This window comes from Streptomyces sp. 2114.4, from assembly GCF_900187385.1.
GTDB lineage: Bacteria > Actinomycetota > Actinomycetes > Streptomycetales > Streptomycetaceae > Streptomyces > Streptomyces mooreae.
Window position 1 is genome coordinate 3,202,069 of record NZ_FYEY01000001.1, and the last position, 26,006, is coordinate 3,228,074.

At 70.9% G+C, this 26,006-nt stretch carries 22 protein-coding genes; 10 read left to right on the forward strand and 12 right to left on the reverse strand.

The window, feature by feature from the left end:
* The first annotated feature begins 166 nt into the window (after positions 1-166).
* The 3 genes from CFW40_RS13815 to CFW40_RS13825 all read left to right on the forward strand — a co-directional run bounded on the left by CFW40_RS13815 (position 167) and on the right by CFW40_RS13825 (position 3,267).
* The gene (locus CFW40_RS13815) at positions 167-1,816 is read left to right on the forward strand and encodes a penicillin-binding transpeptidase domain-containing protein (RefSeq protein ID WP_088798148.1); all 1,650 of its coding nucleotides are present in this window, start codon (positions 167-169) and stop codon (positions 1,814-1,816) included.
* A gap of 87 nt (positions 1,817-1,903) precedes the next feature.
* Positions 1,904-2,419: a YbaK/EbsC family protein gene (locus CFW40_RS13820; RefSeq protein WP_256331478.1), complete on the forward strand. Its 516-nt coding sequence runs from the start codon at positions 1,904-1,906 to the stop codon at positions 2,417-2,419.
* Positions 2,416-3,267 (forward strand): DMT family transporter, encoded by an 852-nt coding sequence (locus CFW40_RS13825; protein WP_088798152.1) that lies wholly within the window; start codon positions 2,416-2,418, stop codon positions 3,265-3,267. Before CFW40_RS13820 ends, CFW40_RS13825 begins: the two co-directional genes overlap by 4 nt.
* Positions 3,268-3,290: 23 nt before the next feature.
* Here the strand turns inward: CFW40_RS13825 and CFW40_RS13830 are convergent, their stop codons facing one another.
* The 8 genes from CFW40_RS13830 to CFW40_RS13865 all read right to left on the reverse strand — a co-directional run bounded on the left by CFW40_RS13830 (position 3,291) and on the right by CFW40_RS13865 (position 12,781).
* A complete protein-coding gene (locus CFW40_RS13830; protein ID WP_088798154.1) occupies positions 3,291-4,244 on the reverse strand; it encodes a TIGR01777 family oxidoreductase in 954 nt (317 codons plus the stop codon).
* 418 nt (positions 4,245-4,662) lie between these two features.
* Positions 4,663-5,871: a serine hydrolase domain-containing protein gene (locus CFW40_RS13835; protein WP_256331477.1), complete on the reverse strand. Its 1,209-nt coding sequence runs from the start codon at positions 5,869-5,871 to the stop codon at positions 4,663-4,665.
* 128 nt (positions 5,872-5,999) lie between these two features.
* Positions 6,000-6,773 carry an energy-coupling factor ABC transporter ATP-binding protein gene (locus CFW40_RS13840; RefSeq protein ID WP_088798158.1) on the reverse strand — a complete coding sequence of 258 codons (774 nt, stop codon included), beginning with the start codon at positions 6,771-6,773 and terminating at the stop codon, positions 6,000-6,002.
* A complete protein-coding gene (gene cbiQ / locus CFW40_RS13845) occupies positions 6,761-7,522 on the reverse strand; it encodes a cobalt ECF transporter T component CbiQ (RefSeq protein WP_088798161.1) in 762 nt (253 codons plus the stop codon). Before cbiQ ends, CFW40_RS13840 begins: the two co-directional genes overlap by 13 nt.
* Before the next feature lies 1 nt (position 7,523).
* Positions 7,524-8,753 carry an energy-coupling factor ABC transporter permease gene (locus CFW40_RS13850; protein ID WP_256331475.1) on the reverse strand — a complete coding sequence of 410 codons (1,230 nt, stop codon included), beginning with the start codon at positions 8,751-8,753 and terminating at the stop codon, positions 7,524-7,526.
* Between the two features lie 210 nt (positions 8,754-8,963).
* Positions 8,964-11,252 carry an MMPL family transporter gene (locus tag CFW40_RS13855; protein ID WP_088798163.1) on the reverse strand — a complete coding sequence of 763 codons (2,289 nt, stop codon included), beginning with the start codon at positions 11,250-11,252 and terminating at the stop codon, positions 8,964-8,966.
* 149 nt (positions 11,253-11,401) lie between these two features.
* On the reverse strand, positions 11,402-11,977 hold the full coding sequence (locus CFW40_RS13860; protein WP_088798166.1) for a TetR/AcrR family transcriptional regulator: 576 nt from the start codon (positions 11,975-11,977) through the stop codon (positions 11,402-11,404).
* Between the two features lie 147 nt (positions 11,978-12,124).
* Entirely contained in the window at positions 12,125-12,781 is a 657-nt protein-coding gene (locus CFW40_RS13865; protein WP_088798167.1) for an ATP-binding protein, read from the reverse strand.
* A 498-nt stretch (positions 12,782-13,279) separates the two neighbouring features.
* On the opposite strand from CFW40_RS13865, the gene CFW40_RS13870 reads away from it, so the two are divergent.
* From CFW40_RS13870 to CFW40_RS13885, 4 genes are all read left to right on the forward strand, one after another.
* Positions 13,280-14,158 (forward strand): helix-turn-helix transcriptional regulator, encoded by an 879-nt coding sequence (locus CFW40_RS13870; protein ID WP_088798170.1) that lies wholly within the window; start codon positions 13,280-13,282, stop codon positions 14,156-14,158.
* Positions 14,155-14,382: a DUF397 domain-containing protein gene (locus CFW40_RS13875; RefSeq protein WP_088798172.1), complete on the forward strand. Its 228-nt coding sequence runs from the start codon at positions 14,155-14,157 to the stop codon at positions 14,380-14,382. Before CFW40_RS13870 ends, CFW40_RS13875 begins: the two co-directional genes overlap by 4 nt.
* Positions 14,375-14,605 carry a DUF397 domain-containing protein gene (locus CFW40_RS13880; RefSeq protein ID WP_088798173.1) on the forward strand — a complete coding sequence of 77 codons (231 nt, stop codon included), beginning with the start codon at positions 14,375-14,377 and terminating at the stop codon, positions 14,603-14,605. The genes CFW40_RS13875 and CFW40_RS13880 overlap by 8 nt, the downstream gene beginning before the upstream one ends.
* 324 nt (positions 14,606-14,929) lie before the next feature.
* On the forward strand, positions 14,930-15,520 hold the full coding sequence (locus CFW40_RS13885) for a hypothetical protein (RefSeq protein WP_256331474.1): 591 nt from the start codon (positions 14,930-14,932) through the stop codon (positions 15,518-15,520).
* Positions 15,521-15,632: 112 nt separating this feature from the next.
* On the opposite strand, the gene CFW40_RS13890 is transcribed toward CFW40_RS13885, so the two are convergent.
* Positions 15,633-16,766: a GDSL-type esterase/lipase family protein gene (locus CFW40_RS13890; RefSeq protein ID WP_176956503.1), complete on the reverse strand. Its 1,134-nt coding sequence runs from the start codon at positions 16,764-16,766 to the stop codon at positions 15,633-15,635.
* Between the two features lie 724 nt (positions 16,767-17,490).
* On the opposite strand from CFW40_RS13890, the gene CFW40_RS13895 reads away from it, so the two are divergent.
* The 3 genes from CFW40_RS13895 to CFW40_RS37070 all read left to right on the forward strand — a co-directional run bounded on the left by CFW40_RS13895 (position 17,491) and on the right by CFW40_RS37070 (position 22,135).
* Positions 17,491-20,847, forward strand: a complete 3,357-nt coding sequence (locus tag CFW40_RS13895; RefSeq protein ID WP_088802107.1) for a S41 family peptidase — start codon at positions 17,491-17,493, stop codon at positions 20,845-20,847.
* 288 nt (positions 20,848-21,135) lie between these two features.
* Entirely contained in the window at positions 21,136-21,765 is a 630-nt protein-coding gene (locus CFW40_RS13900) for a hypothetical protein (RefSeq protein WP_088798176.1), read from the forward strand.
* Positions 21,766-21,862: 97 nt separating this feature from the next.
* Positions 21,863-22,135 (forward strand): hypothetical protein, encoded by a 273-nt coding sequence (locus tag CFW40_RS37070; RefSeq protein WP_176956502.1) that lies wholly within the window; start codon positions 21,863-21,865, stop codon positions 22,133-22,135.
* Positions 22,136-22,388: 253 nt separating this feature from the next.
* Here CFW40_RS37070 and CFW40_RS13910 read toward each other — a convergent pair whose 3' ends face one another.
* The 3 genes from CFW40_RS13910 to CFW40_RS13920 are packed head-to-tail and all read right to left on the reverse strand — an operon-like array spanning position 22,389 to position 25,827.
* Positions 22,389-23,306 (reverse strand): SDR family oxidoreductase, encoded by a 918-nt coding sequence (locus tag CFW40_RS13910; RefSeq protein WP_088798180.1) that lies wholly within the window; start codon positions 23,304-23,306, stop codon positions 22,389-22,391.
* Positions 23,303-24,298, reverse strand: a complete 996-nt coding sequence (locus CFW40_RS13915; protein WP_088798182.1) for an alpha/beta fold hydrolase — start codon at positions 24,296-24,298, stop codon at positions 23,303-23,305. Before CFW40_RS13915 ends, CFW40_RS13910 begins: the two co-directional genes overlap by 4 nt.
* Positions 24,295-25,827, reverse strand: a complete 1,533-nt coding sequence (locus tag CFW40_RS13920; protein WP_088798184.1) for an NAD(P)/FAD-dependent oxidoreductase — start codon at positions 25,825-25,827, stop codon at positions 24,295-24,297. Before CFW40_RS13920 ends, CFW40_RS13915 begins: the two co-directional genes overlap by 4 nt.
* Between the last annotated feature and the right edge of the window lie 179 nt (positions 25,828-26,006).

The window sequence follows — 26,006 nt, forward strand, 5'->3', positions numbered from 1 at the left end:
CGGAGGCGGAGCGGCGGGAGTTCGACAACTCTGTAACAGGTGTACAACAGCGCGTCACCGGACCGTGCCCTGATCGAGACTCACCGCCTCCCCGTGTCCCTTAGAGTGCGGGGCACGTTCTTGTGTGCGTATTCAGGGACGAAGCTTCTGGGAGGGATTCGGTGGCATGCGCCGAGAGGTGAAGTACGGGCTGATCGGCGGATCGGTGGCCCTGGTGGCGGGAGTCGTGGGTGGCTTCGCGCTGTTCGGCGGCTCGGACGAGTCTCCGCAGGAGGTCAGGTCGGCGGACGCCAAGGCGGGCGACAAGCCCAAGGTGGCGACCGGCCCGCTGTCGGCCAAGGAGGTCCACACGACGGCACAGGGCTTCCTGACCGCCTGGCAGTCCGGCGACGCGGCCAAGGCCGCCGGGATGACGGACGACCCGGTCAAGTGCAAGGCCGCGCTGGAGGCCCTGGCCAAGCAGGCGCGGTTCTCGAAGGTGGCCCTGACGCCCGGCACGCCGTCGGGCGACAAGGTGCCGTACTCCGTCGCCGCGCAGATCGACTACAAGGGCACCAAGGCGGCCTACTCGTACCGCACAGCCACGACCGTGCAGCGCGACAAGACCACCGGAAAGCCGCAGATCGCCTGGCAGCCGGCGATGCTGCACCCGGGCCTGGCCAAGGGCGACCAGCTGCACACCGGCGAGGCCGAGGCGCCGCCGATCAAGGCCGTGGACCGCAACGGCGCCGAGCTCACCCCCGAGGCGCATCCGGCGCTGGCCGGGGTGCTGGACAGCCTGCGCGACAAGTACGGCGACAAGACCGACGGCAAGCCCGGGGTGGAGCTGTTCATCCAGCGCGCCAAGGCCGCCAAGCCCGCTGACCAGTTGCCCGACAAGACGCTGAAGGTGCTCTCCAAGGGGACCCCGGGCACGCTCAAGACCACCCTGGACGCCAAGCTGCAGTCGGCGGCCGAGCGGGCGGTCAAGGGCAAGAAGGCCGCCTCCGCCGCCGCGGTCAAGCCCAGCACCGGCGAGATCCTGGCGCTCGCCAACTCCCCCGAAAAGGGCTTCAACATGGCCACGCAGGGGTCGCTCGCCCCCGGCTCGACCATGAAGATCGTGACGTCGGCGATGCTGATGGACAAGGGCCTGACCTCGCCGGGCAAGAAGAACCCGTGCCCCAAGTACGTGACCGTCGGCGGCTGGAAGTTCCAGAACCTCAACAAGTCCGAGATCAAGGACGGCACCTTCGCGCAGAGCTTCGCCGCGTCCTGCAACAACGCCTTCATCTCGCACGCCAAGGACCTCAGCGACGACGACCTGACCAACGAGGCCCGGGACGTCTTCGGCATCGGCCTGAACTGGCAGACCGGCATCCCCACCTTCGACGGTGCGGTGCCCGTGCAGAGCGACGCGCAGATGGCGGCCTCGCTGATCGGCCAGGGCGGGGTGCGGATGAACCCGCTCAACGTCGCCTCGCTCTCCGCGACGGTCCGGGCCGGCTCCTTCCACCAGCCGTACATCGTCTCGCCGTCGCTGGACCACCGGACGCTCGCCAAGGCCGCCCGCACCATGAAGCCGTCCACCCTCAGCGGCCTGAAGTCGCTGATGAAGCTGACGGCGACCTCCGGTACGGCCGCCGAGGCGATGGCCGGGGTCAGCGGTGACATCGGCGCCAAGACCGGCTCCGCCGAGGTCGACAACCAGAAGAAGCCCAACGCCTGGTTCTCCGCCTACCGCGACGATGTCGCCGCGGCGGCCGTCGTCCCGGCGAGCGGCCACGGCGGCTCCAACGCGGGCCCGCTGGTCCGCGCCATCCTCACCGCCGGCTGACGGGGCGGGCGCCCGCCGGGGTGCCTCCCGTCTCATCGGCCGGATTCCGTTCGCATGGCCCGTACAGCTTTCGCTAGCGTGCGGGCCATGAGCGATTCCCGGTCCGGCACCACACCAAAAACCCCGCACGCCACTGCTCACCCCCGCTTCGCCGAGGCGCTCACGGAACTGGGCCTGACCGTGGAGGTCCGCGGCTTCCCCGAGGCCACCCGCACCGCGGTCGAGGCCGCCGCGGCCGTCGGCTGCGAGCTCGCCCAGATCGTCAAGTCACTGGTCTTCGCGGTGGACGGGCAGCCGGTGCTGGTGCTCATGGACGGCGCCTCGCGCGTCGATCCGGAGCGGGTGCGCACGGAGCTCGGCGCCGCCGAGGTCGCCCGCGCCGATGCCGCCCTCGTCCGCGAGACCACCGGCTACGCCATCGGCGGCGTCCCGCCCTTCGGCCACCGCACCCGCACCCGGGTGCTGGCCGACCGCGGCCTGCTGGCGCACGACACGGTCTGGGCCGCCGCCGGGACCCCGCACACGGTCTTCCCGCTCGCCCCCGCGGCCCTGATCGAGTACGCCGGCGGGCGGGTCGTCGACGTCCGCCAGCGCACCGCATGACCCCGCTCGTCGTCGCGGCGGTCCTGATGGCCGCCGTCACCCACGCCAGCTGGAACGCCATCGCCCACGGCATACGCGACCAGCTCCTGGCCTTCACCCTGGTCGGCGGCGGCGGTGCGCTCTGCGGCCTGGCCATGGCCGCCGTCACGCCGCTGCCCGCGGCCGGCGCCTGGCCCTACCTCCTGGCCTCCAGCGTGCTGCACATCGTCTACCAGGCCCTGCTCATGCAGTCGTTCCGCCTGGGCGACTTCGGCCAGATGTACCCCATCGCCCGCGGCACCGCGCCCCTGGTCGTCACGGTCCTGGCCGCCGTCTTCGTCCACGAGGTCCCCAACGGCTGGGGGCTGGCCGGTGTCGCCCTGGCCTCCGCCGGGCTGGTGGGCGTCGCCCTCTGGGGCATCCGCGGTTCGGGCACCAAGCCGCACTGGCCGGCCCTCCTCGCCGCCCTCGCCACCGGCCTGGCCATCGCCTCCTACACCACCGTCGACGGCCTGGGCGTCCGCGCCTCCGGCACCTCCCTGGGCTATATCGCCTGGCTGATGATCCTCGAAGGGATCGTCATCCCCGTCTACGCGCTCGCCACCCGCCGCCGCCAACTCCTCACCGACCTGCGCCCCATCGCCCTGCGTGGCATGGTCGGCGGTGTGCTCTCCGTCTTCGCCTACGGCCTGGTCCTGTGGGCGCAGACCCGCGCGCCCCTCGCCCCCATCGCCGCCCTGCGCGAATCGTCCATCATCGTGGGCGCCGCCATCGGCGCCCTCTTCTTCAAGGAACGCTTCGGCGCCCCCCGGATCGCCGCGGCCGGCCTGATGGTCATCGGCATCGGCCTGATGCTCCACACCGGCTGAACGAGCGGCGCCCCGCGGACGGCTCAGGTACCGGCGCGTGCACCGCGGACCCGCCGCACGAGGTCGTCCGCGGCGCCCCGCCACTCCCCGTGGTCAAAGGCGAATCCCGCATCGAGCAGGCGGCCGGGCACCACACGGCGGCTCTTCAGCAGGAGCTCGGTGTCGGAGCGCAGCGCGAACGCGCCCAGTTCCGCCATCCACTTCGTGGCCGGCAGGCCCACCGGGACACCCCAGGCGGCCCGCAGCGCCCTCATGAACGCGCGCTGCGGCAGCGGGGCGGGGGCGGCGAGGTTCACCGGCCCACTGAGGTCGCTCCGTTCGACCAAGAACTCGACCGCGCGGACGAAGTCGAGGTCATGGATCCAGGACATGTACTGCGCCCCGCCCGCGACCGGGCCGCCGAGCCCGAGCCGCGCCAGCCGCAGCAGCACGTCGAACACGCCGCCGCGATCGGGGCTCATCACCATCGCGGAGCGCAGCGCGACCTTGCGGGTGCCCGGGGTCCTGGCCTCTTCCTGCGCCCGCTCCCAGGCCTTGGCGATCTCGACGCTGTACGCCCAGTAGCCCGGCACCCCGGGCTCCGAGCCGCCGACCACCCCACTCGCCTCGTCGTTCGGGGCGTCGAAGCGGTGGGCGTAGACGGTGGCGGTGCTCATCTGCAGCCAGACACGGGGCGGCCGGGAAGCGGCCGCGATCGCTTCCCCCACGACGCGGGCCGAGTCCACCCGTGAGTCCATCATCGCCTGGAGGTTGGCCGGCGTGTAGCGGCAACTGACGCTGCGTCCGGCCAGGTTGATCACGACGTCACTGCCGTCGACCGCCGCCGCCCAGGGCCCCCGCGTCACACCGTCCCACTGCACTTCCCCGGCACGCACCGGCCGCCTGGTCAACACCACGACCTCGTGCCCTGCGGCGCTCAGCGCACGCTTCAGTATCGTCCCCACCTGTCCGGTCCCGCCGGGTATCACTATCTTCATCGCGTTCCCTCCCCATCCCAGACCGTAGCGTCTCGCCTCCGGCGGGGGTGGGGGTTTGGGCGGGGGGCGCTATTGCTTTGTGGCGGGTGCCGGAGGCCCACCCCCTCCCGCCCGGGACGGCGGCCCTCGCCCGGTGGGGGTGAAGGTTCTCAAAGACCAGTAGCTGGGCCCGCACCGTGGCGCGTGCCCAGCTACTGGTCTTTATCTTTTCCTGCTCCCCACCGGGGTGGAGCCCCACAAACGGCGGGAGGGGGCGGGGCCGGAGGGGTGGGTGTTCGGACGTAAGGCGAAGCAGTCCGAACACCCACCCCGGAGGCCCCGAACCCGGCACCCACCACACAACCAGGGGCCCCACCCCAACAACCAACCCCGCCCCCGCCGAAGGCGGGAAAAGAACAACGGAAAGAACGACGGCGGGTCACCCGGCAACGTGGGAAACCGCGCGCAGGAGCGCTTGCGCACGAGGATCCGCCGTAACATTCCGCTGCATCCCATTCGTGACGTACCCGAACGCGAGCCCCGTCTCCGGGGCGGCGCAGGCGAGCGCGCCCCCGCGGCCCGGGTGGCCGAAGGAGCCGGGGGCCAGGAGCGGCGAGGCCGGCCCGTGGAGCATGAAGCCCAGGCCGAAGCGGGTGGGGACGAGGAGGGTGCGGTCGGGCCCCGCGGACTCCTCGGTCCGGGCGAGGGTGAGCGTCGCGGGCGCGAAGAGCCGGGGGTGGCCGTCGACGGCCCCGATGAGCGCGGCGTAACAGCGGGCCAGCGAACGGGCGGTGGCGATACCGCCGGAGGCGGGCAGCTCGGCGGCCCGGTAGGCGGGGTCGTTCTCGTCGGGCGCCGGAGTGATGGCGGCGAAGGCGCGGCTGGTGAGCGAGTCCGGATCGGCGTAGGCGTCGGCGATGGACGGCTTCGGGCGAACCCGCAGGCCCGTCGCGGCGGGCGGGGCCGGCGCCCCGACGGCGGCGAGTCGTCCGACGCGGGACTGCGCCGCCTCGGGCAGGCCGACCCACAGGTCGAGGCCGAGCGGCCCGGCTATCTCGTCGGCGATCCAGCTGCCGACGCTGCGGCCGGTGACCCGCAGCACCAGCTCGCCGATCAGCCAGCTGTAGGTCTGCGCGTGGTAGCCGTGGTCGGTGCCGGGCTCCCAGAGGGGGGCCTGGGCGGCGAGGGCGGCGGGGCCGCTGACGCCGTCGATGGCCTGGCCGGGGGTGAGCGGGGTGTCCAGGGCCGGCAGTCCGGCGCGGTGCGAGAGCAGATGGCGGACGAGGACGCGTTCCTTGCCGGCGGCCTTGAACTCGGGCCAGTACGTGCCGACCGGCGCATCGAGGTCGAGCTGTCCGCGCTGGTGCAGCAGCAGCGGGACGAGCGCGGCGATGCCCTTGGTCGCGGACCGGATGACCTGGGCGGTGCCGGCCTCCCAGGGCGCCGCGTCCGCCGCGTGCTTGCCGGCGTCCCCGTCCTTGGTGCCGCCCCACAGGTCGACGACCTTGCGCCCGTGCCGGTACACGGCGACCGCCGCGCCCCGCTCACCGCGCCGGTCGAAGTTGGCCATGAAGGCGTCCCGGACCGGCTCGAAGCCGTCCTCGACCGTGCCCTGGACGTCCACCACTGATTCCTGCTTCCCACTCATCCGTCGCTTTCGTGACCCATCCATGGTGCAACGCGCGGATCAGTGCTGATGACCAGGACCGCACCCCGTGGCCTTCGTCACACGGGCGCGTCGGGGCCGGATGCCACCGGGGCCGGCCCGGCGGCAGGTCACCGCGGAACGTCGACCGACCGCGGATCGAAGCCGAAGGGCAGCTCCAGCCGGTGGGTGCGCATCAGTTCCTCGTCGCACAGCAGCTTCTGGGTGGTCCCGTCGGCCACCAGCACCCCGTCGGAGAGCACGACGGACCGCGGGCACAGCTCCAGTGCGTACGGCAGGTCGTGCGTGACCATCAGGACGGTGACGTCCAACGACCGCAGGATGTCGGCGAGTTCACGGCGGGAGGCCGGGTCGAGGTTGGAGGACGGCTCGTCGAGGACCAGGATCTCCGGCCGCATCGCCAGCACGGTCGCGACGGCGACCCGGCGGCGCTGCCCGAAGGAGAGGTGGTGCGGCGGACGGTCGGCGAAGTCCGCCATGCCGACCCGGCCGAGTGCTTCGGTGACCCGCTCCTCCAGTGCGGCGCCGCGCAACCCCGAGGAGGCCGGGCCGAAGGCGACGTCCTCGCGGACGGTGGGCATGAACAGCTGGTCGTCGGGGTCCTGGAAGACGATGCCGACCCGGCGGCGGATCTCCGCAAGGTTCCCCTTGGCGACCGGGAGGCCGGCGACCTCGACGGTGCCGGCACCCGCTTCGAGGATGCCGTTGAGGTGCAGGACCAGGGTGGTCTTGCCGGCGCCGTTGGGCCCGAGCAGCGCGACCCGCTCGCCGCGGCCGACGGTCAGGTCGACGCCGAAGAGCGCCTGGTGGCCGTCGGGGTAGGCGTAGGCGAGCCGGGAGACGGCGAGGGAGGGGGCGGGTGCGGTGGTGCTCAAAGGGTCCATCCCAGGAGGCAGACGGCGAGCGCGGCGAGGGGAAGGGCGGCCGCGCCCGTCCATTGTGCGCGGGTGGCGGTGGCCTCGCCGATCTGGGGCATGGTGCCGGTGTAGCCGCGGCTGACCATGGCGAGGTGGACCCGCTCCCCGCGCTCGTAGGAGCGGATGAACAGCGCGCCGGCCGACTTGGCGAGCACGCCCCAGTGGCGCACTCCGCGCGCCTCGAAGCCGCGGGAGAGCCGGGCGACCCGCATCCGCCGCATCTCGTCGGTGATCACATCGCCGTAGCGGATCATGAAGGAGGCGATCTGGACGAGCAGCGGCGGCATCCGCAGGCGCTGCAGGCCCAGCAGGAGGGCGCGCAGTTCGGTGGTGGCGGCGAGCAGCACGGACGCGGCGACGCCCAGCGTCCCCTTGGCGAGGATGTTCCAGGCGCCCCACAGCCCCGACTCGCTCAGGCTCATCCCGAGCACCACGACGCGCGGCCCCTCCGCGACGAACGGCATCAGCAGGGCGAAGGCGACGAACGGCACCTCGATCAGCAGCCGCTTGAGCAGGAACCCGGCCGGGATCCGGGCGGCCCCGGCGGCGGCCGCGATCAGCAGCGCATAGAGCCCGAACGCCCAGACGGCCTCCCGCGGGGTGGAGACGACGACGAGGACGAAGCAGAAGACCGCGGCGATCTTGCAGTGCGCCGGCAGGACGTGGACCGGTGAATGTCCGTGCCGGTACAGCTTGTGCGCATGGCCGGCGCCCATCTCAGGCGCTCTCCGACGGGCGCCCGGCGCCCGCGCCCTGGTGCTCGCCGCTGCCCGCGGCCTGCTGCTCACCGCTGCCCGTACCCGGCTGCTCGCCGCTGTCGGCGTTCCTGCGGCGCCGCAGCACGACGAACACGCCGGTACCGACGGCGAGCGTCGCGCCGACCCCGATCACACCGGCGAGGCCGCCGGCCAGGCGCGGGTTGGTGATGTCCTTGACGCTGTAGTCGGCGAGCGGGGAGTCCTTGGCGGCGTGGTCCCGGGCCTTGGCGTCGATGCCCTGGTCGTGGGCGACCTTCTCCAGGCCGTCGGGGCTGGCGGAGGCGTAGTAGCTGATGCCGCCCGCGCACACCAGGGCAGCGGCGAGCCCGGCCAGCCAGACCCGGCGGGCGGAGCGGCGCGGGGCAACGGAGGCCGCAAAGGCGCCTGCGGGAGCGGCAGAGGCGGAGGCAGCGGCGGGCCGGGAGGGCTCGTCGGCCGGCGCGGCCCCCTCGGCAGGCGCGGCTGCGCCGGCAGGCACGGCGAGCGGCGAGGTCCGCAGCTCCAGCGGCTTGGCCAGGCCACGTGCGCCGTACACCAGGTCGGGGCGTACGGCTATCACCGCGCCGACCGTCAGGGCGGTGATCGCCGCTTCGCCGATCCCGATCAGGACGTGGACGCCCACCATCGCGGTGAACACCTTGCCGATCGCGACATCCGCGGTCCCGCCGAGCGCATAGAGGGCGGTGAAGGCCACGGCGGCCGCCGGCACCGACACCAGCGCGGCGACGAACGAGGCCACGGTGACCGAGCGGCGGCGCCGCGGCAGCACCTTCACCAGCCCGCGGAACAGGGCGTAGGCGACCACGGTCGTCACGATCGCCATATCGGTGATGTTCACGCCCAGCGCGGTCAGCCCGCCGTCGGCGAACAGCACGCCCTGCATCAGCAGCACGACGGAGACGCACAGCACACCGGTGTACGGGCCGACGAGTATCGCCGCCAGCGCACCGCCCAACAGATGCCCGCTGGTGCCCGCGGCGACCGGGAAGTTCAGCATCTGCACGGCAAAGATGAACGCCGCGACCAGTCCGGCCAGCGGCGCCGTACGCTCCGCGCCCGCGACACCGCCCGCGCCCGCACCCGCCAGCTCACGCCGGGCGCCCCGCAGACCGACCGCGACCGCGGCGGCGGCGACCACACCGGTCGCGGCCGACACCGGCGCATTGATGAATCCATCGGGTACGTGCATCTCAGGCTTCTTCCGCTTCAGGCTCTGCAACCCACCAATGGTGGTGTCTCCTGCAAATAACTTGCAAGAGCGCCCATGATGCGAAACGGCCACGGCGCACGCAAAGCCGGGTCCCACCTGCACACCCCTCACCCATGGGAACATGCGCACGAATGAGGGGCGGGAAGCCCGCGCCGGGCCGCGCGTTGCGCTCCGGCCCGGCGCGGTCCGTCAGACGCGCACCGCTTCGCGTGCGGCGTCCTCGTCCGGCCCCTCGGCGGTGTCGGCGTCACCGAGCTGCGTACGCAGCCCCTCCCCCTCGACAGCCACATTCGGCAGCACCTTCTGGAGCCACCGCGGGAGCCACCAGGCGGAGCGGCCCAGCAGCGCCAGGACCGCGGGGACGAGGGCCATCCGGACGAGGAAGGCGTCGAAGAAGACGGCGACGGCGAGCCCGAAGCCGATCATCTTGATCATCGAGTCGGAGGAGCCGATGAAGCCGGCGAAGACGCTGATCATGATGACCGCGGCGGCGGTGACCACCCGCGCGCCGTGCCGGAAGCCGGTGACCACAGCCTCGCCAGGACGCTCACCGTGCACGAAGGCCTCGCGCATCCGCGTGACGAGGAAGACCTCGTAGTCCATCGCCAGCCCGAAGACCACGCCCACCATGAAGATCGGCATCATGCTCATGATCGGGCCGGTCTGCTCGACCCCGAACACGTCGGCCAGCCAGCCCCATTGGAAGACCGCGACGACCGCACCGAGCGCCGCCACCACCGAGAGCAGGAACCCGAGCGCCGCCTTGAGCGGGACGAGCACCGAGCGGAAGACCACCATCAGCAGCAGGAAGGCCAGGCCGACGACCAGCGCCAGATAGGGCACCAGCGCGTCGTTCAGCTTCTGCGAGACATCGACATTCATCGCGGTGGTGCCGGTGACCAGGGTCTTCGCCCCGGTGTCCGTGGCGATGCCGTGCGCCGTGGACCGGATGTCGTGCACCAGGTCCTCGGTGGCGACGCTGCTGGGCTTCGACTTCGGGACGACGTTCAGCATCGCGGTGTCGCCGGCCTTGTTGAAGGTGGGCGGGGTGACGACGGCGACGTCGTCCAGCTTGCCGACCTCCTTGGCAACCCGCGCGGCAGCGGACTTGGCGGTCTGCCCGTCGTGCGCGTCCCGCCCGTCGACGACCAGCATCAGCGGGCCGTTGAAGCCCGGACCGAAGCCGTCCGACAGCAGGTCGTACGCCTTGCGCTGAGTGGTGTGGGTGGGCTGCGAGCCGTCGTCCGGCAGTCCCAGCTCCAGCGAGGCCGCGGGGATCGCGACGACACCGAGGCCGACCACGCCCGCGAGGAGCACGGAGACCGGGCGCCGCAGCACGAAGCGTGCCCAGCGGGTACCCATATTGGGCCGCTCGGTGCCGGCGACGGACCGGTCGCGCTTCTCCCCGGCCGCCTTTTCCTTGCCCGCCGTGCCGCCCTCGCCCGCCTTCTCCGTCTTACGGACCTTACGGGGCAGCACCCGCGCCCCCGCGAAGCCCAGCAGCGCCGGGATGAGGGTGAGCGCGATCAGTACGGCGATGACGACGGTGCCGGCCGCGGCCAGGCCCATCTTCGTCAGCATCGGGATGTTGACGACGGTGAGGCCGACCAGCGCGATCACCACGGTCAGCCCCGCGAAGACGACCGCGGAGCCCGCGGTGCCCACGGCGCGTCCGGCGGCCTCCTCGCGCTCGCGGCCCTCGGTGATCTCGGCGCGGTAGCGGGAGACGATGAACAGGGCGTAGTCGATGCCGACGGCGAGGCCGATCATCGTGGCCAGCGTCGAGGTGGTGCTGGAGAGGTCGAGCGCGCTGCTCAGCGCGGTGATGGTGGAGACGCCGATGCCGACGCCGATCAGCGCGGTCAGCAGCGGCAGTCCGGCCGCGATCAGCGCACCGAAGGTGATGACGAGGACCACCGCGGAGATCGCGATGCCGATGACCTCGGTCGCACCCGTCTCGGGGATGGCCTGCAGGGCGTTGCCGCCGGTCTCGACGGTCAGCCCCGCATCCCGGCCGTCCTTGGCCGCGTCCTCGAGGGCGTCCTTGGAGGCATCGGTCAGTTCAAAACCGGTGACCTTGTAGGAGACCTGGGCGTAGGCGGTGCGGCCGTCCTTGCTGAGGGCCTTGGCGGCGTACGGGTCGGCGACCCGGTCGACCTGCGAGGAGCCCGACTGCAGGGCGTGGACGGTGCGTTCGACGGCCGCCTTGTTCGCCGGGTCCTTCATCGTCTCGCCCGCGGGGGCCTTGAAGACCACCCGGGCCGTGGCACCGTCGGCATTCGTACCGGGGAAGCGCTGGTCGAGAAGGTCGAAGGCGCGCTGGGCCTCCGTGCCGGGGATCGAGAAGGAGTCGGCTGCGGGATCGGCGGCGGTGGCGGCCCCGACGCCGGCAACCGCCAGCAGGGCCACCCATATCAAGGCGACGAAGCGGCGTCGCCGGAAGGCGAAGCGGCCGAGCTTGTAGAGGAAAGTGGCCATGAGACCGGGTGCTCCCGTCGGATGAAGGGCGTGCATGGGCGTACAGAGGCGCGTACAGGCGCGCACCGAGGCGTGCGCCATCACCCCGGCGACGAGAGCGGCGTGCCGGGTACGAGGGCCGTGATGCAGGGGAGTTGGGCGGGGTGGGATCAGACGCCGAGGGCGGGGAAGACCACGGCGTCGAGGTAGGCGGAGAGGAACGCGGCATCGGCGGCGCGGTCCTCGATGAGCTGCTGGGCGATGAGGGCGCCGACGATCATGTGCGGCGCGAACTGGAGCGCGGGACACCCGGCCGCGATCTCACCACGGTCGATGGCGCGCTGCAGCATCGCGTTCAGCCCGGTCACCTCGGGGTCGAGGAGGACTTCGTGCAGGGCCTGGTGCAGCTCGGGGTTGCCGTGGATGGCCATCCCCAGCCCCCGCATCAGGGCCGCGTCCTTCTCGACCTGCCCCGCGTCGTCGGCCCGGCGCACCAGCTCGGCGAAGTCGCCGCGCAGGCTCCCGGTGTCGACGTCCGCGGTGCTGATCGGCTTGCAGTGCCGCAGCGCCCTGGCGACGAGCTCCGGCTTGCCCTGCCACTGGCGGTAGAGGGTGGCCTTGCTGGACCGCGTACGGGCGGCAACGGCATCCATGGTCAGCGCGTCATAGCCGACCTCGCGCAGCAGATCGAGCACGGCGTTGAAGAGCTCACCCTCCCGCTCGGGAGTCAGCCGACTGCGCCCCATGACAGCTACCTCCTGGTCGGACCGTACGCACGCGGCCACCTTACCGACGGCAATCGCGAACGAAACGGTTTCGTACACCTCGAAGATAGGACACCGCCGAGCGAAACGGAAGCGTTTCGCTCGTGGTCTGCGTCACCGGGGCGACCCTCAGCACTTGAGGGCCATCTCGGCCCAGACGGTGAAACCGCCGTCCAGCGCCCGCTGCCCCCAGCGGTCGGCCAGCGCCTCGACGATCAGCAGTCCGCGCCCGCCCTCCTGCTCAGGCCCCGGGCTGGCCGGTACGGGCACACAGCCCTTCCCCTCGTCGGTCACGCCGACGCACGCCGTCCGGGCGGTACACGAGAGCACGACGGCGATGAGACGACCGTTGCCGTACTTCAGCGCGTTGCCGACGAGCTCCCCGGTGATCAACTCCAGCGCTTCCGTCTGCTCCGGGACCACACCCCACCAGCAGGCCATGGTCCGCACGTAATGGCGGGCGGCGCACGCAGAGGAAAGGTCCCCACCGGGGAGCGACTGCAGGCCCAACGCCTGCAGCGGGGTGGGCGACTGCGTCAACGCACCCCAGAGGGCATCGGTTAACTGACTCTCCGGAGAACCGAGTTCAGGTTCCGGGTCCCGCCCGAAGTCGGCGAATACGTCCTGCGCTTGGCCGAGCGGCCCACCTGCCGCGCCGGGCGCCATAGCCTCCAGCCGGTTGACGAGACGGGATACCGGGCCGGTGCCGTCCGTGGACAGATAGCAGGGCCGGCCGTCCTCTCCGGTCCAGGGCAGCCGCCGTAGCGAAGTGTGATCGACGTTCACCGCGCCACCTCCATGTCACGCACGCCGTATGCGGTGACCCGAAGCGTGCGGAGTTGCCGCCGGTGGCGTCGCTCTTGCCACTGCTCGCGGGTGAGCAGGTAGGGGCGGATCATGGCCGTTGCCCGGCCGTCGACGGGGGTGTCGGTGGCGTATGGGCCGGGGCGGCGGGGCGGACAGGCCGGGCGAACTGGCCGAGATAGGTGACTCGACGACACAGCACGATGCCGACCACTGGGCGCGAACAGGGCGCGGATGCGATCGCGGGTGTGACCGATGAGGCTTGTCATGTTCTCAACTGCCTTTCACCGTACGAGTTTTCACTTCACTGAGTAACATGCCATTGAAATTCAACAAACGATAGTTGCAACATTGCGATTTCATTCAGAAGGGTGACTGCCGCGCGGAGGGTTACGAAGCACCGACTGCCGCGTACGCTCGACTCGTTGATGGCACGGTTGGGCAGGTCAGGGGCAGCCGTGGCTAGTTGGAGGATTGATCGTGACCGTACGTGGTTCCGCGGGGCCGGCTGGCCGCATGCAAATTGCTCGCGGGCTCAAGGCGTTTCGGGGCCGCGCCGGCTTCACTCAATCCGAGGTGGCGAAGCGCGCCGGCGTCTCCGTGGGCACCGTCAACCGATATGAGACCTGGCAGGACCGCGCCAAACTCAGACTGCCAACCGTGAGCGCGCTCGCCGATGCGTGCGGCGCCACGGCCCAAGAGCGCGAAGCTCTGGTACTGCTCGTCCGCAATCAGCAAAACGGCTGGTGGATGGACCATCCGGCGGTGCCGGAGGTCATGGATCCGCTGATGTCGTTCGAGGACGTAGCCGAGTACGAACACGTCTACGCCAACGCGTTGGTGCCCGGGCTCCTTCAAACCCCGCGCTATGCACTGGCGGTGCATCAGGCACAGCGCGTCCGCGAGGGTGCGGACGCAATCGAGAGCGCAGTGGATGCCCGTATCAAACGGCAGGCAATCCTGGATCGCTCGCCCGCGCTGCACCTATGGGTTGTTCTCGATGATGCAGTGCTCCGACGAACGGTCGGCGGAGCTGACGTCATGGCTGAGCAATTCGAGCATCTGCACGCCATGGCCCAGCGGCCTCAAGTGGACATCCAGGTGCTTCCGTTCACTGTGGGCGCGCATGCGGCCGGATCCGGAGGACACTTCGTGGTCCTCGGGCGAGAGGATGAGCACGATCCGCTCAACAGCATGAACGTGGTCTACCTCGAACTCCACAAGCGCGGTCTGTATCTCGACGACCCCACGGAAGTGCAGAACTACAAGCTCATGTTTGATTACCTGCGATCCCAAGCAGCCGACGCCTCGGCCAGCCTCGATCTGCTGGCCGCAAGACGACAGGAGCTCCACCGATGAACACCCCGCCAACCGTCGCCCAGCTCGCGACCGCGGGCTGGTTCAAGAGCAGCTACAGCGCCGCCAACAACGAGTGCGTGGAAGTCGCACATGCCAGGGCGTGGGTCGCCGTCCGAGACTCCAAGGCACCAGACGGGCCCACTTTGGCATTCCCGGCGGCAGCGTTCACGGCGTTCGTCGACGAAGTGCGGCGCAACGGCGCGCCAGAGCTGACCCATGACTGATCACCCGCAGCCCCGGACCGACATACCGGCCTCCGCCTGGTTCAAGAGCAGCTACAGCGGAGGCGAGGGCAACGAATGCCTAGAGGTCGCCCCTGCCGGGACGCGGGTCGCCATCCGCGACTCCAAGGCCCCCGGCGGCCCCACGCTGGCATTCCCGGCGGCAGCCTTCGCGGCGTTCGTCGACGAAGTCCGAGGCGCCTCGGCCGACGGCCGCTTGGTGTGACGTAGCAGCAAGAGCCCAGACAGACAGCTCGTGGTGAAGGGGGCCTCCCGTCGGCGGGAGGCCCCCTTCATCACGAGGCGGCCGGGCTCCGTACCTCGAATTGCGATGGCCGCCTCGGGCCGGCGCGCGGTCAGGTCGTGCGCTCCAGCTCCGTCATCGCGGCTCGACGCCCACGCATTCAGGCGCTCCAGCGGAATGTTCATAGGACAAGAGCTCGGGCTATACGGGCCGCGGTGGCTGGAATCTCGCTGCTGACTGTCCCTCTTCCCAGGAAATAACCTGCTCCGACACACATCGCGTACAAAATCACGTGAAAGGAAACCCGTGAGTCAGTTGTCGCGAATCAGCAGACGCGCGTTGGCGCTCGCGAGCGCCGGCCTCCTGTCCGTGGGGCTCGGCACTGTATCGGCCACCGACGCGAGCGCTGCCCCGAGGGCGGACGTCGTCATCATCGACGGCTACACCAGAACGGTGCGGGAGTCGGCCGGAACTCCCGTCGAGTGCCCGGCTTATCAGGTCCTGATCGGCCGGGCACACAGTGGGGACGAGAACGGCAACACCACGTACTACTGCGGATTCATCCTCATCCACGACGAACTCGTCCAGGTGAGCGGGCCGACCTGGAGCAGTTCCCAAAGGGAGAGCGGATCATTCTTCTCCGCCCCACCGCCCAATCGGGCCCTGTCCGGCAGGCAGCACAGCGGGGACGAGAACGGTCAGACAAGGTATGCCACCGCCTCGTTGACCTGGCAGGGGCGAAACGTACACCTGACCTCCTACCGCTGGACCCCAGGCCAGAGGGAAAGTTCCAGCCACTCGAAGGCAGGCCCGGAAGAAGTCATGGTCGGCCGGCAGCACAACGGAGACGAGAACGGTCAGACCTACTACCAGTACGCCAGGGTCTCCCTGGGATAGATCAGCTGGTTTTCACTGCCTGAGGTCCTCTCCGACAGCAAAAACCGCCACCACAGGGTGAGCAGTCAGGAAACGGTCTGCCGGTTTACCGGCAGACCGTCACCACGAAGCATCAAGACCGGCTCAGGGGCTCCAGGTGCATGCCCTCCACTCCTTGGCCGCGACTGTTGAGGCACGTGTACTCGACACGGCGCCCCGTGGGACTTGTCAGGCCGTAGAAATCCTTCAGGCACCTTCCCAGCACCTTCTGGCCATAGGAGTTGGGGTGGAAGGACTCCTCTACCTGCCCCTGTGCATGAGAAATTCCCGCGGAAAGGAAGCGCATCCACTCTGCGTCCCTGCTGGGAATGGGACTGGCCAGCGTGTCACCGGCCCTGGCATGACGAACCCCCTTGGCGCAGACCTCGTGACCATCGAAAGCCCACTGGAGATCCAGATAGTGGACGTTCTTCTCGGCCGCGACTCCCTCCAGCATGTCGGCGATACCCTTCACCACGTCGATGCGCGCCCAATTGGTGTCCTCGTTGTAGAACGGGCATCCGCCTGGGCTGTAGCGACTGGAGGAGAAGCTCACGCCCTGTGAGTACCGGTAGCTGGAGGACAGGGGAACCGGCGACGGGTACGACTGCATGGCCAATGCGTAAGAGCCGTCCGAGTGCCCCGCCTCCCGCATTACCCTGCGAACCTGATCAATCACATTTTTTACCTTGTTCGGAACTTCTCTTTGCAATTTCTCCTTGAGGTCCCAGTCGTAGACTTTCCAGCAGTACTGCCCGACCGGATTGGAAAGAAATCTCGTGATGCAACTCCTGATGATGTCGCTGAATCCGAGATCATTTCCGCTGATGGAGATCTGAACCAGCTTGATGTCGTATGTTCTTGCGAGGTCTCGCAGCTGGTCCGCCTGGGGCCACTCCCCTTTGAAGGACACTCCGCCTGCCGCCGCGGGCAAGATATTGCCGGTCACTGCGCCTGAGCAGGCAAGATTGAACTTACGATCCACGGGGATGCCCGATTCCATGATCTCCGCGACATCCGATCTGTGGCAGCCGTTCTCCTTTCCGGTCGTCGGATCCAGGTACGATCCGTTCACGTATACCCGGTTCGGATCTTTCCGGCATCCACCGGAGCCGCATACGGTGGCGCGGTCCGTTCCGAACATACTGTCCGTCTGGCTGTAGGCCATATCGACGTTGCCCTGCCACCTTCCCCCCTCCCCCGAGATGAAGCTGTCGCCGAGCGACACGATTGCGGTGGGCTTTCCTCTGTGGCTGCCAGACCCGGTCGGTGCCGCTGAGGAATCGACTGACGATGCCGCCAGACAGACCGGCAGGAGCGCGGCGACCACCGTTACCGCAAGGGATTTGCGAGGGATGCATAATGCAAGGCGAGAATTCTTTCGACGGCCAGAGCTCATAGCGTCCTGCACGGCTTCCCCCTGCATCCGTAGGTGCCTTCTCCGGCAATGACCCGAGCGGCGGATCCACGGTACGCCCCCCATATGGATGGGGAGAGAAGGCTTTCGGGCCAGATTTCTGCAATGCCGAACCGGAAAAGCGTGGCGCGGAATCATTTATTTGATGATCCGGTCCCGGCGGCCTGCGGGCCTTTTCCGGCTGCCCGGGAGCCCGAAGGGGGGCCGACGGCGCCGCCGCGGGCCGGCCGGACGGCTACCGTCCAGCGAGAACGCCGGCCCGGCATCCGAACCGCGGTGCGGCGGCAGACGGATCAGGTGGCCGGTATCTGCCCGCGGATTTTCGCCATCACCGCGATGTCCGACTCAAGAACCCGTGCACACCCTCAAGACCCCGTGCACACCTCGCACAGGCCGACTTGCCACCCGTACCCCCGCCCGGAACGATGGTTGGGTGAGCGATGTACCCGAGGACGTCGGGCCGCGCCCGGAGTCGGAACCCGCCAAGGTCCGCGGGCGGCTGCGCCGGGGGCCGACCGCCACGGGCCCGCCGGGGGTGTCCGGCGGTGCTTATCTGCGGTATCCGCATCTGCACGATGACCTGCTCTGTTTCGCCGCCGAGGACGACCTGTGGATCGCCCCGATCGCACCGGAGGGCGAGGAGCCCGGACGCGCCTGGCGGCTGACCGTGGACCGGACCCGGGTCGGCCACCCCCGCTTCTCCCCCGACGGCACGCACATCGCCTTCACCACCTGGCGCAGTCTCGACCCGGAGGTCCATCTCGCGCCGGTCGACGGCGGCCCGGCCCGGCGGCTGACGTACTGGGGCAGTACCGATGCCCGGGTCTGCGGGTGGACACCGCCCGACCACGAGGGACAGCCGCACATCCTCGCGGTCTCCTCGCACGGCCAGCCGTTCTCGTACTACTCGTGGGCCTACAGCCTGCCCACCGACGGCAGCCCCGGCGGCAAGCTACCCTGGGGGCCGGTCTCCGATATTGCGGTCGCCGACTTCGAAGGGGAGCACCGCACCCTGCTGCTGAGCGGCAAACCGCCGCACGAGCCCGCCTCCTGGAAGCGCTACCGGGGCGGCGCGATGGGCCGGATGTGGCTGCACGGCACCCGGCTGCTGCCGGATCTGTACGGGCACCTCGACTCGGTGATGTTCGTCGGCGGCCGGGTCGCGTTTCTCTCCGACCACGAGGGCATCGGCAACGTCTACTCCTGCCTGCCCGACAGCACCGATCTGCGCCGGCACACCGACCACGCCGACTTCTACGCCCGGCACGCCTCCAGCGACGGCTCGCGCATCGTCTACCAGTGCGCCGGCGACCTCTGGCTGATCGACGGCCTGGGACCGGACGCCGTCCCGCGCAAGCTGGCCGTGCGGCTGGGCGGGCCGCGGGCGGGGCGGCGGACCTACCAGGTACCGGCCGCCTCGCACGTCACCGGGCTCGCGGTGGACACCACCGGGCGGGCCAGCGCGGTCGGCGTACGCGGCAGCCTGTACTGGCTCACCCACCGCGACGGCCCGGCCCGCACCATTCACGACACCCCGGGCGTACGGGTCCGGCTGCCCGAAATGCTGGGTTCCACCGGCCGGATCGCGTACATCACCGATGCCGAGGGCGAGGACGCCATCGAGATCACCAACCTGCCGCGGGCCGGCGCGCCTGGCGAACCGCGCCGGCTGGCCGCCGGTGAGCTGGGCCGGGTCCACGAGATGACCTCCGCACCGGACGGGGAGCGGCTGGCGGTGGCCTCCCACGACGGCAGGCTGCTGCTGGTGGACGTGTCCCGCCCGGAGGAAGGGGCGCCCGGGGTGGGGGCAGGCGAGGAGGACCGGGCCGCCGAGGCGGAGGCCGCCGGGCCCGGTGGCGTCACCGAGCTGATCCGCTCCGCCAACGGCCCGGTCCGCGACCTGGCGTTCTCCCCCGACTCGCGCTGGATGACCTGGTCGCACCCCGGCATCGGCCGGACGCTGCGGCAGATCAAGGTGGCCCGGCTGTCCGACGGGCACATCGTGGACGTCACCAACGGCCGGTTCGAGGACGAGCAGCCGGTGTTCACCCGCGACGGCCGCTATCTGGCGTTCCTGTCCTGGCGCGGCTTCGACCCGGTCTATGACGTGCACACCGGCGACCTGTCGTTCCCGCTGGGCTGCCGCCCCTACCTCGTACCGCTGTCGTCGGCGACCCCCTCCCCCTTCGCGCTGTCCCCCGAGGGCCGGCCGGCGGCGGGCGGACTGGACCCGGACGAGATCCCTCCGCCGTCGGACGAGGGGCCGGTACTGGTGGAGGTGGAGGGGCTGGAGAACCGCGTCACCCCGTTCCCGGTGGCCGCGTCCAAGTACTCCTCCCTGGATCCGGTCAGCGGCGGCGGGCTGGTCTGGCTGCGCTGGCCGATCTCCGGCGCGCTGGGCGAGACCTTCGCCAACCCGGCCGACACCTCGGGCCGGCCCACCCTCGAACACTTCGATCTGACCAAGGCGCGGCGCACCGAACTCACCAGCTCGCTGGACGCGTTCGCGCTCAGCGGCGACGGCACGCGGCTGGTCGTCAACGACGAGGGCGACCTGCGCGCGGTGCCTGCGACCGAGCCGCCGGACAGCGACTCGACGGTCTTCCTGGACCTGCGGCGCATCCTGCACGACGTCGATCCGGTGGCGGAGTGGCACCAGGCGTTCGACGAGGCGGGCCGGATCACCCGGACCTACTTCTGGGACCCGCAGATGTGCGGCCTCGACTGGGACGCGGTGCTCGCGCAGTACCGGCCGCTGCTCGAACGGGTCGCCTCCCCGGACGAGTTCGCCGATCTGCTGCGCGAGGTGATGGGCGAGCTGGGCACGTCGCACGCCTATGTCGTGGGCGCCCGGCGCAACGAGGGGCCGCCGCACTACCAGCGAGCCATGGGCCTGCTCGGCGCCAACCTCGTGTGCCGCGACGGCCATTGGGTGGTGACCCGGATCCTGCCCGGCGAGTCCTCGGACTCCAAGGCCCGCTCCCCGCTCGCGGGTACGGGCATCCGTGAGGGCGCGGCGCTCACCCATGTCGACGGCCGCGGGGTGGACCCGGTGGCCGGCCCGTATCCGCTGCTGGCCGCGGCCGGCGGCACCACCGTCGAGCTGACCTTCTCCCCGCCGGAGGGCGAGGGCCCGCCGCGCCGGGTCGCGGTGGTCCCGCTGATCGACGAACGGCCGCTGCGCTACCAGGACTGGGTGGCCAAACGCCGCGCCGTGGTACGGGAGTTGAGTGGCGGCCGGTGCGGCTATCTGCACATCCCCGACATGGGCGGCTCCGGCTGGGCGCAGTTCAACCGCGATCTGCGGATGGAGGTCTCCCGGCCCGCGCTGATCGTGGACGTACGGGGCAACGCGGGCGGCAACATCTCCGAGCTGGTGATCGAGAAGCTGACCCGCACCATCATGGGCTGGGACCTGACCCGCGACGCCGAGCCCGTCTCGTACACCAGCAACGCCCCGCGCGGGCCGGTGGTGGCGGTCGCCGACGAGATGACCTCGTCCGACGGCGACATGATCACCGCGGCCTTCAAGCTCCTGGGCATCGGCCCGGTGGTCGGCATGCGGACCTGGGGCGGGGTGGTCGGAATGACCGGCCGGCACCGGCTCGCCGACGGCACCGCGATCACCGTCCCGATGAATGCCGCGTGGTTCCGGCTCTACGGCTGGGGCGTGGAGAACCACGGCGTCGAGGTCGACATCGAGGCGCTGCGCTCCCCGCTGCACTGGGCCGAGGGCCGGCATCCGCAGCTGGGCGTCGCGGTGCGCACGGTGCTGGAGCTACTGGAGCGGCATCCGGCGTCGGCCCCTCCGGACCTGTCGGACGCGCCGGACCGGCGGCGGCCGCCACTGCCGCCGCGGAGCGGGGGCGCGGAGGAGGCGGCGGGGGCCTGAACTCCCCACACTCCACGGGCCAGAGGACTACCTGACACCTGGTCAGCCTGACACGGCCACAACGCCCTCCCCGTCATCCCTCCCCCTTCCCGGACGGCCTCACCGTCGCCTGCCCTGACGGTCCGGCACCCCTTCCGACCTGCCCGGACAGCCGGATCCCGGTCCGGCACAGCGGATCGAATCTCTGTCACGTTCCCATTACATGGGGGTCGTATTCTTCCCGGCCGGGGCACCTGCAGCAGCTGCACGAGCCCCGCCAACGCCCCCCATCTCAACGGAGTTACACCCATGGGAATCCGTCGACGGATCGCCCCGCTGGCCGCCGCGCTGGCACTGACCGGCGGCCTGGTCGCCGCCCAAGCCGCCCCCGCGCTGGCCGCCCAGCCGGCGTCCCAGCAGACCGCAGGAAAGGCTGCGGCCGGCGGTACGTACCTCTACTTCGACAAGAACCAGAGCGACCCCGGCAAGTCGACCCTCTCCTTGATGCAGAGCGTTCCCGACGCCCGCGACACGGTGCTCGCCAAGTACCGTGCGGGCTCCGGCGACGGCGGCCGCAACGGCAAGGACGAGTGCGCCAGTTCCCAGGGCTGGCTGCCGAACGGGACCTACCAGGTACTGGCCCACGACGCGCACTACAACGGCGGGGACGAAGGGGTCAACGGGAAGGTGATACACGTCCAGGACAAGGTGTGCGAGAACGGCCGGACCACGCGCGCCGAGCTGTTCGTGCACAGCGAGATGTGGCCCGAGGGCAGCCAGGCGTCCGCCGAGCCCGGCCAGGACAACCCCTACCGCTGGGACGGCGCCGGTGACTACCGCTCGCTGGGCTGCATCAAGCTGAAGCCGGCCGACATCGGGAACCTCTTCGACAAGGCCGGGCAGTACGGGTGGCCGACGGAGCTCAAGGTCGTCGCCTGATCGTGAGCTGACAATGCGGTGGGGCGCACCCGGTCGACCGGGTGCGCCCCTTCACGCATGACGCGTACGTCGCCGCGCGTGAGGTTCAGGACGAGCCGTGTCAGCTCTGGAAGCGGCCCTCGGCGGCGTCCATCGCGTCCTGGGCGGGACGGCCGCCCTGCTGGCCACGGTCACGCGGCTGCTGGCCGCCCTGACGCTGGCCGCCACGCTCCTGGTCCTGGCGCTGACCGCCGTGCTCACGGTCCTGGCGCTGACCACCGCGCTCGTGACCCTGCTCGCGAGCGTCGCTCCGGGCGTTCTGCGCCTGGTTCTTGAGCTCGTTGGCCTTGTCCTGGAACTGGTCCTTGATGCCCATGCTGTTCACTCCTAGTGGGGTGTAGGGGGGTTGGGCCCCGTTCAGCGTGACACGCCCGGACATTGCTCGCATTTCGATCACGGATGGCTACGCTCCGTGACGTACACGGGTCGGTCGCCGGCCGCTCACCCGGCCCACACCAGGCACCGGCCGGCCGCTCAGGGGCGGCTCCGGCGCAGCTCAGGGCCTCCACCCAGGCCGTTCGCCGCCCGGTCCACCGGTCCGGCCTCCGCGTCCCGGGTCACCGGTCCGGCCTCCGCGTCCCGGGTCACCGGCTCGCCCGTGCCTTCTCGTCCGCCTCGCCGCCGGCCCCCATCAGGCCGCCCCGCAGACCGTCCAGCCGGTCGCCGAACCGCCGTACCTCCCGCTGGCCCACCGACCCGATGAGCGAGGGCAGATACCCGCGGACCGACTGCATCCCACGCAGCCACCACTGCCCGTAGACGTGCGCGGAACGGCGCTCGACGCCCGCGACGATCCGGTCGACGGCGGGGCCCAGCGGATAGGTCTTGTTCGCCGGCCACGGCAGCCGGGAGCGCAGCTCACGCATGACCTCGTCCCGGTCGGCGCCGCGCACCATATCGGTGTCGGTCCAGCTCAGATAGCCGACCCCGACCCGTACGCCCTTGTGGCCGACCTCGGCGCGCAGGCTGTGCGCGAAGGCCTCGACGCCCGACTTGGAGGCGCAGTAGGCGGTCATCATCGGCGCCGGGGTGATCGCGGCCAGCGAGGCGATCTGCAGGAAGTAGCCGCGGGACGCCATGAGGGCGGGGAGGAAGGCGCGGCCGGTGACCGCGCCGCCGATGAGGTTCACCTCGATGACCCGCCGCCAGGAGTCCGGGTCGGAGCCGGCGAACGGGCCGCCGGTCGCCACCCCGGCGTTGGCGACGACCACATCGACCTTCCCGAAGCGGTCCTTGACCTCGCCCGCCACCCGGGCCATCGCCTCGTGGTCGGTGACATCGGCGTGCCAGTGGTGCGCCGGACCGTGCAATGAGGCCGCGACGCCCCGCAGTTCGTCCGGCTCCAGACCGACCAGCGCCAGCGCCGCCCCGCGCGCCGACAGCTTGCGGGCCAGCAGCGCACCGACCCCACGGGCAGCGCCGGTGACGACGACGACCTGGCCCTCCAGGTTCCCCGCCCCGCTCCTGCTCCCGCCGCGGCTCCTGTTCGCGCTCGCGCTCATGCCGTCTTCTCCTTCTTCTGCCGTGCGGAGCGGGGGACTTCGGCGGCCGCGGCCTGCGCGGAGCCGGTACCGGTGCCCGCCGGCCGCAGATGGTCCCCGACGAGCTCGCGCAGCAGGCCGGCGACCGCGCCGGGGTCCTCGACCGGCGTCATGTGTCCCCGGCCCGGCAGCTCGGTCAGCCCGAGGCAGTCGGGGAGGACGGAGGCCAGCCGGCGGGCCTGCACGAGCGGGGTGAGCCGGTCGGCGGTGCCCGCGAGGACCGCGGTCGGCAGCTCCAGCCCGCCGACACCACCGGTGAGTTCGAGCCCGGCCAGCACCCTGCCCCAGCGGGCCCGCACCACGGGCGGGCAGGCGTGCACGATGCGCGCACAGGCCTCGATCTGCTCGGCGGTGGCGCCGGGGCCCATGGTGGCGTACTTCAGGGCGCGTTTGGCGAGCGGCGATACGGGGCCGAGCGGCGCCCGGGAGTGCAGCATCAGCCGGTGCGCACGGCGCCGGCCCTGCGGGCTGCGCAGGGGGAACACCCGTGATTCGGCGGGCAGATCGGCCATTCCGGTGCTGCACAGCAGTGCGGCGGCGGCCCGCTCGCGCAGCTGCGGCCGTCCGGCGGCGGCCATGATCGTCATACCGCCCATGGAGTGGCCGCCCAGCACGGCGCGTTCGTCCGGCCGCAGGGTGGCGTCCAGTACGGCCACCAGGTCGTCGGCGAGCGCATGGGTGCTGTGGCCGGCCGGGCCCGCGGCGGGGCTGCGGCCGTGACCGCGCTGGTCGTAGACGACGACCTTGTGCTCGGCGGCCAGGTCGCGGACGACCGGCGCCCAGAAGGCGGTCGAGCAGGTCCAGCCGTGCGCCAGGACGACGGCCGGCGCGTCCTTCGGGCCGTGGACCTCGGCGTGCAGCCGGGCGCCGTCGGCCGAGGTGACGGTGAGCGTCGTACGGGGCACCGGCGGCGCGTACGGGCCGGTGGTGACGTGTCCGGGACGGCGGCTCATGCGGCCACCTCCGTGCGCGGGCCGGCGGCGGCCCGCTCCCCGGGCCGGCCGGACGGTGGCCGCAGAACCTCGTACTCGGCGAGGTCGACCTGCCGGGTGACCTTCTTGAACTCCCCGGTCGTCCCCGGCCAGACGGTGGTGTTGCGGCCGTTCGCGTCCAGATACCAGCTGTTGCAGCCGCCGGTGTTCCACACCGTGCGCGCCATCCGCTGCTGGAGCGTGCGGTTCCACTGCTGCACGGCGGACGGCCGGGCGTCGAGGGCGATCTTTCCGCCGAGGACGTCCAGCTGGCGCATGAAGTCGGCCAGATAGTTCAGCTGCGCCTCGATCATCAGGATCATCGAGCTGTTGCCGAGGCCGGTGTTGGGCCCGATGACGGTGAGGAAGTTGGGGAAGCCGGCCGCGCTGGCGCCGCGCAGCGCCGCCATGCCGTCCTTCCACTCCTCGGCCAGCGTCGTCCCGTGGGCGCCGGTCACCCGCCGGGCGATCGGCAGGTCCGTCACATGGAACCCGGTGCCGAAGACGATCGCGTCGGCCTCCGTCTCGCTCCCGTCGGCCCCCACCAGGGTGCTGCCGCGCACCTCCTTCAGCCCCGCGGCGACCACGTCCACATTGGGCTGCGCCAGGGCCGGGTAATACGTGTTGGAGAGCAGGATTCGCTTGCAGCCGATGCGGTAGTCGGGGGTCAGCACGGCTCGCAGCGCGGGGTCCTTGACGGCCTTCTTCATATGGTTCCGGGCCAGGAGTTCGACCAGTCCCAGCTCGTTGGGGCGCTTGGTGAAGGCGCTGACCTGCAGTTCCCGCAGGCCCCAGAGCAGGCCGCGGCGTGCGGCCCGGGTCGCGGGCACCTTGGTGTGCAGCCACTTCTCGGCCGCGCTGATCCTGCGGTCGGCGCGCGGCAGCACCCAGGGCGGGGTGCGCTGGAAGAGGGTGAGGCGTGCCACGTCCGGCTGGATCGCCGGCACGATCTGGATCGCCGAGGCGCCCGTGCCGATCATGGCGACGCGCTTGCCCCGCAGGTCGTAGTCGTGGTCCCAGCGGGCGGAGTGCGAGACCTTGCCGGGAAAGGTGTCCAGCCCCGGTACGTCGGGAACCTTGGGGTCGGACAGCGGCCCGGTCGCCGAGACCACCACATCCGCGGTCAGCGGTCCGCCGGCCGTATCCAGCTCCCAGTGCAGCGCCTCGGTGTCCCAGCGCAGGCTGTGCACCTCCGAGTTGAGGCGGAGGTGCGGACGCAGTCCGAAGGTGTCGGCGACCCGCTCCAGGTACGCGCGGATGTGCGGCTGCCCGGAGAAGTTCCGCGGCCACTCCGGATTGGGCGCGAAGGAGAAGGAGTACAGATGCGAGGGCACATCACAGGCGCAGCCCGGATAGCTGTTGTCCCGCCAGGTGCCGCCCACCGCGCCGGCCCGCTCCAGGATGACGAAGTCGGTGATCCCCTCGCGCCGCAGCCGGACCGCCGCGCCGAGACCACCGAACCCCGATCCGATCACCGCAACCCGCACATGCCTGCGCTCGCGCTCGGCCATTGCGCCGCCTCCCGAGTTCGACGTACTCCACTGCCATCTTCCGTGCCGTGAGGTCCGACGCCGCAGCCGCCCGCCCCATCGCGCCAGCAATCACTGGCACGGTTGGAGCGTAGGGCAGCCACGTACCGAGCGGTAGGGGGCGGGCGGCAGGAAGTTGCGGCCGGCTGCCGCCCCGGTCC

Bases quoted from the DNA above. Each gene is read 5' to 3' on its own strand.
- CFW40_RS13815 (WP_088798148.1), top strand. From the start codon at position 167: ATGCGCCGAGAGGTGAAGTACGGGCTGATCGGCGGATCGGTGGCCCTG.
- CFW40_RS13820 (WP_256331478.1), top strand. From the start codon at position 1,904: ATGAGCGATTCCCGGTCCGGCACCACACCAAAAACCCCGCACGCCACT.
- CFW40_RS13825 (WP_088798152.1), top strand. From the start codon at position 2,416: ATGACCCCGCTCGTCGTCGCGGCGGTCCTGATGGCCGCCGTCACCCAC.
- CFW40_RS13830 (WP_088798154.1), bottom strand. From the start codon at position 4,244: ATGAAGATAGTGATACCCGGCGGGACCGGACAGGTGGGGACGATACTG.
- CFW40_RS13835 (WP_256331477.1), bottom strand. From the start codon at position 5,871: ATGAGTGGGAAGCAGGAATCAGTGGTGGACGTCCAGGGCACGGTCGAG.
- CFW40_RS13840 (WP_088798158.1), bottom strand. From the start codon at position 6,773: ATGGACCCTTTGAGCACCACCGCACCCGCCCCCTCCCTCGCCGTCTCC.
- cbiQ (WP_088798161.1), bottom strand. From the start codon at position 7,522: ATGGGCGCCGGCCATGCGCACAAGCTGTACCGGCACGGACATTCACCG.
- CFW40_RS13850 (WP_256331475.1), bottom strand. From the start codon at position 8,753: ATGCACGTACCCGATGGATTCATCAATGCGCCGGTGTCGGCCGCGACC.
- CFW40_RS13855 (WP_088798163.1), bottom strand. From the start codon at position 11,252: ATGGCCACTTTCCTCTACAAGCTCGGCCGCTTCGCCTTCCGGCGACGC.
- CFW40_RS13860 (WP_088798166.1), bottom strand. From the start codon at position 11,977: ATGGGGCGCAGTCGGCTGACTCCCGAGCGGGAGGGTGAGCTCTTCAAC.
- CFW40_RS13875 (WP_088798172.1), top strand. From the start codon at position 14,155: ATGAACACCCCGCCAACCGTCGCCCAGCTCGCGACCGCGGGCTGGTTC.
- CFW40_RS13880 (WP_088798173.1), top strand. From the start codon at position 14,375: ATGACTGATCACCCGCAGCCCCGGACCGACATACCGGCCTCCGCCTGG.
- CFW40_RS13900 (WP_088798176.1), top strand. From the start codon at position 21,136: ATGGGAATCCGTCGACGGATCGCCCCGCTGGCCGCCGCGCTGGCACTG.
- CFW40_RS13910 (WP_088798180.1), bottom strand. From the start codon at position 23,306: ATGAGCGCGAGCGCGAACAGGAGCCGCGGCGGGAGCAGGAGCGGGGCG.
- CFW40_RS13915 (WP_088798182.1), bottom strand. From the start codon at position 24,298: ATGAGCCGCCGTCCCGGACACGTCACCACCGGCCCGTACGCGCCGCCG.
- CFW40_RS13920 (WP_088798184.1), bottom strand. From the start codon at position 25,827: ATGGCCGAGCGCGAGCGCAGGCATGTGCGGGTTGCGGTGATCGGATCG.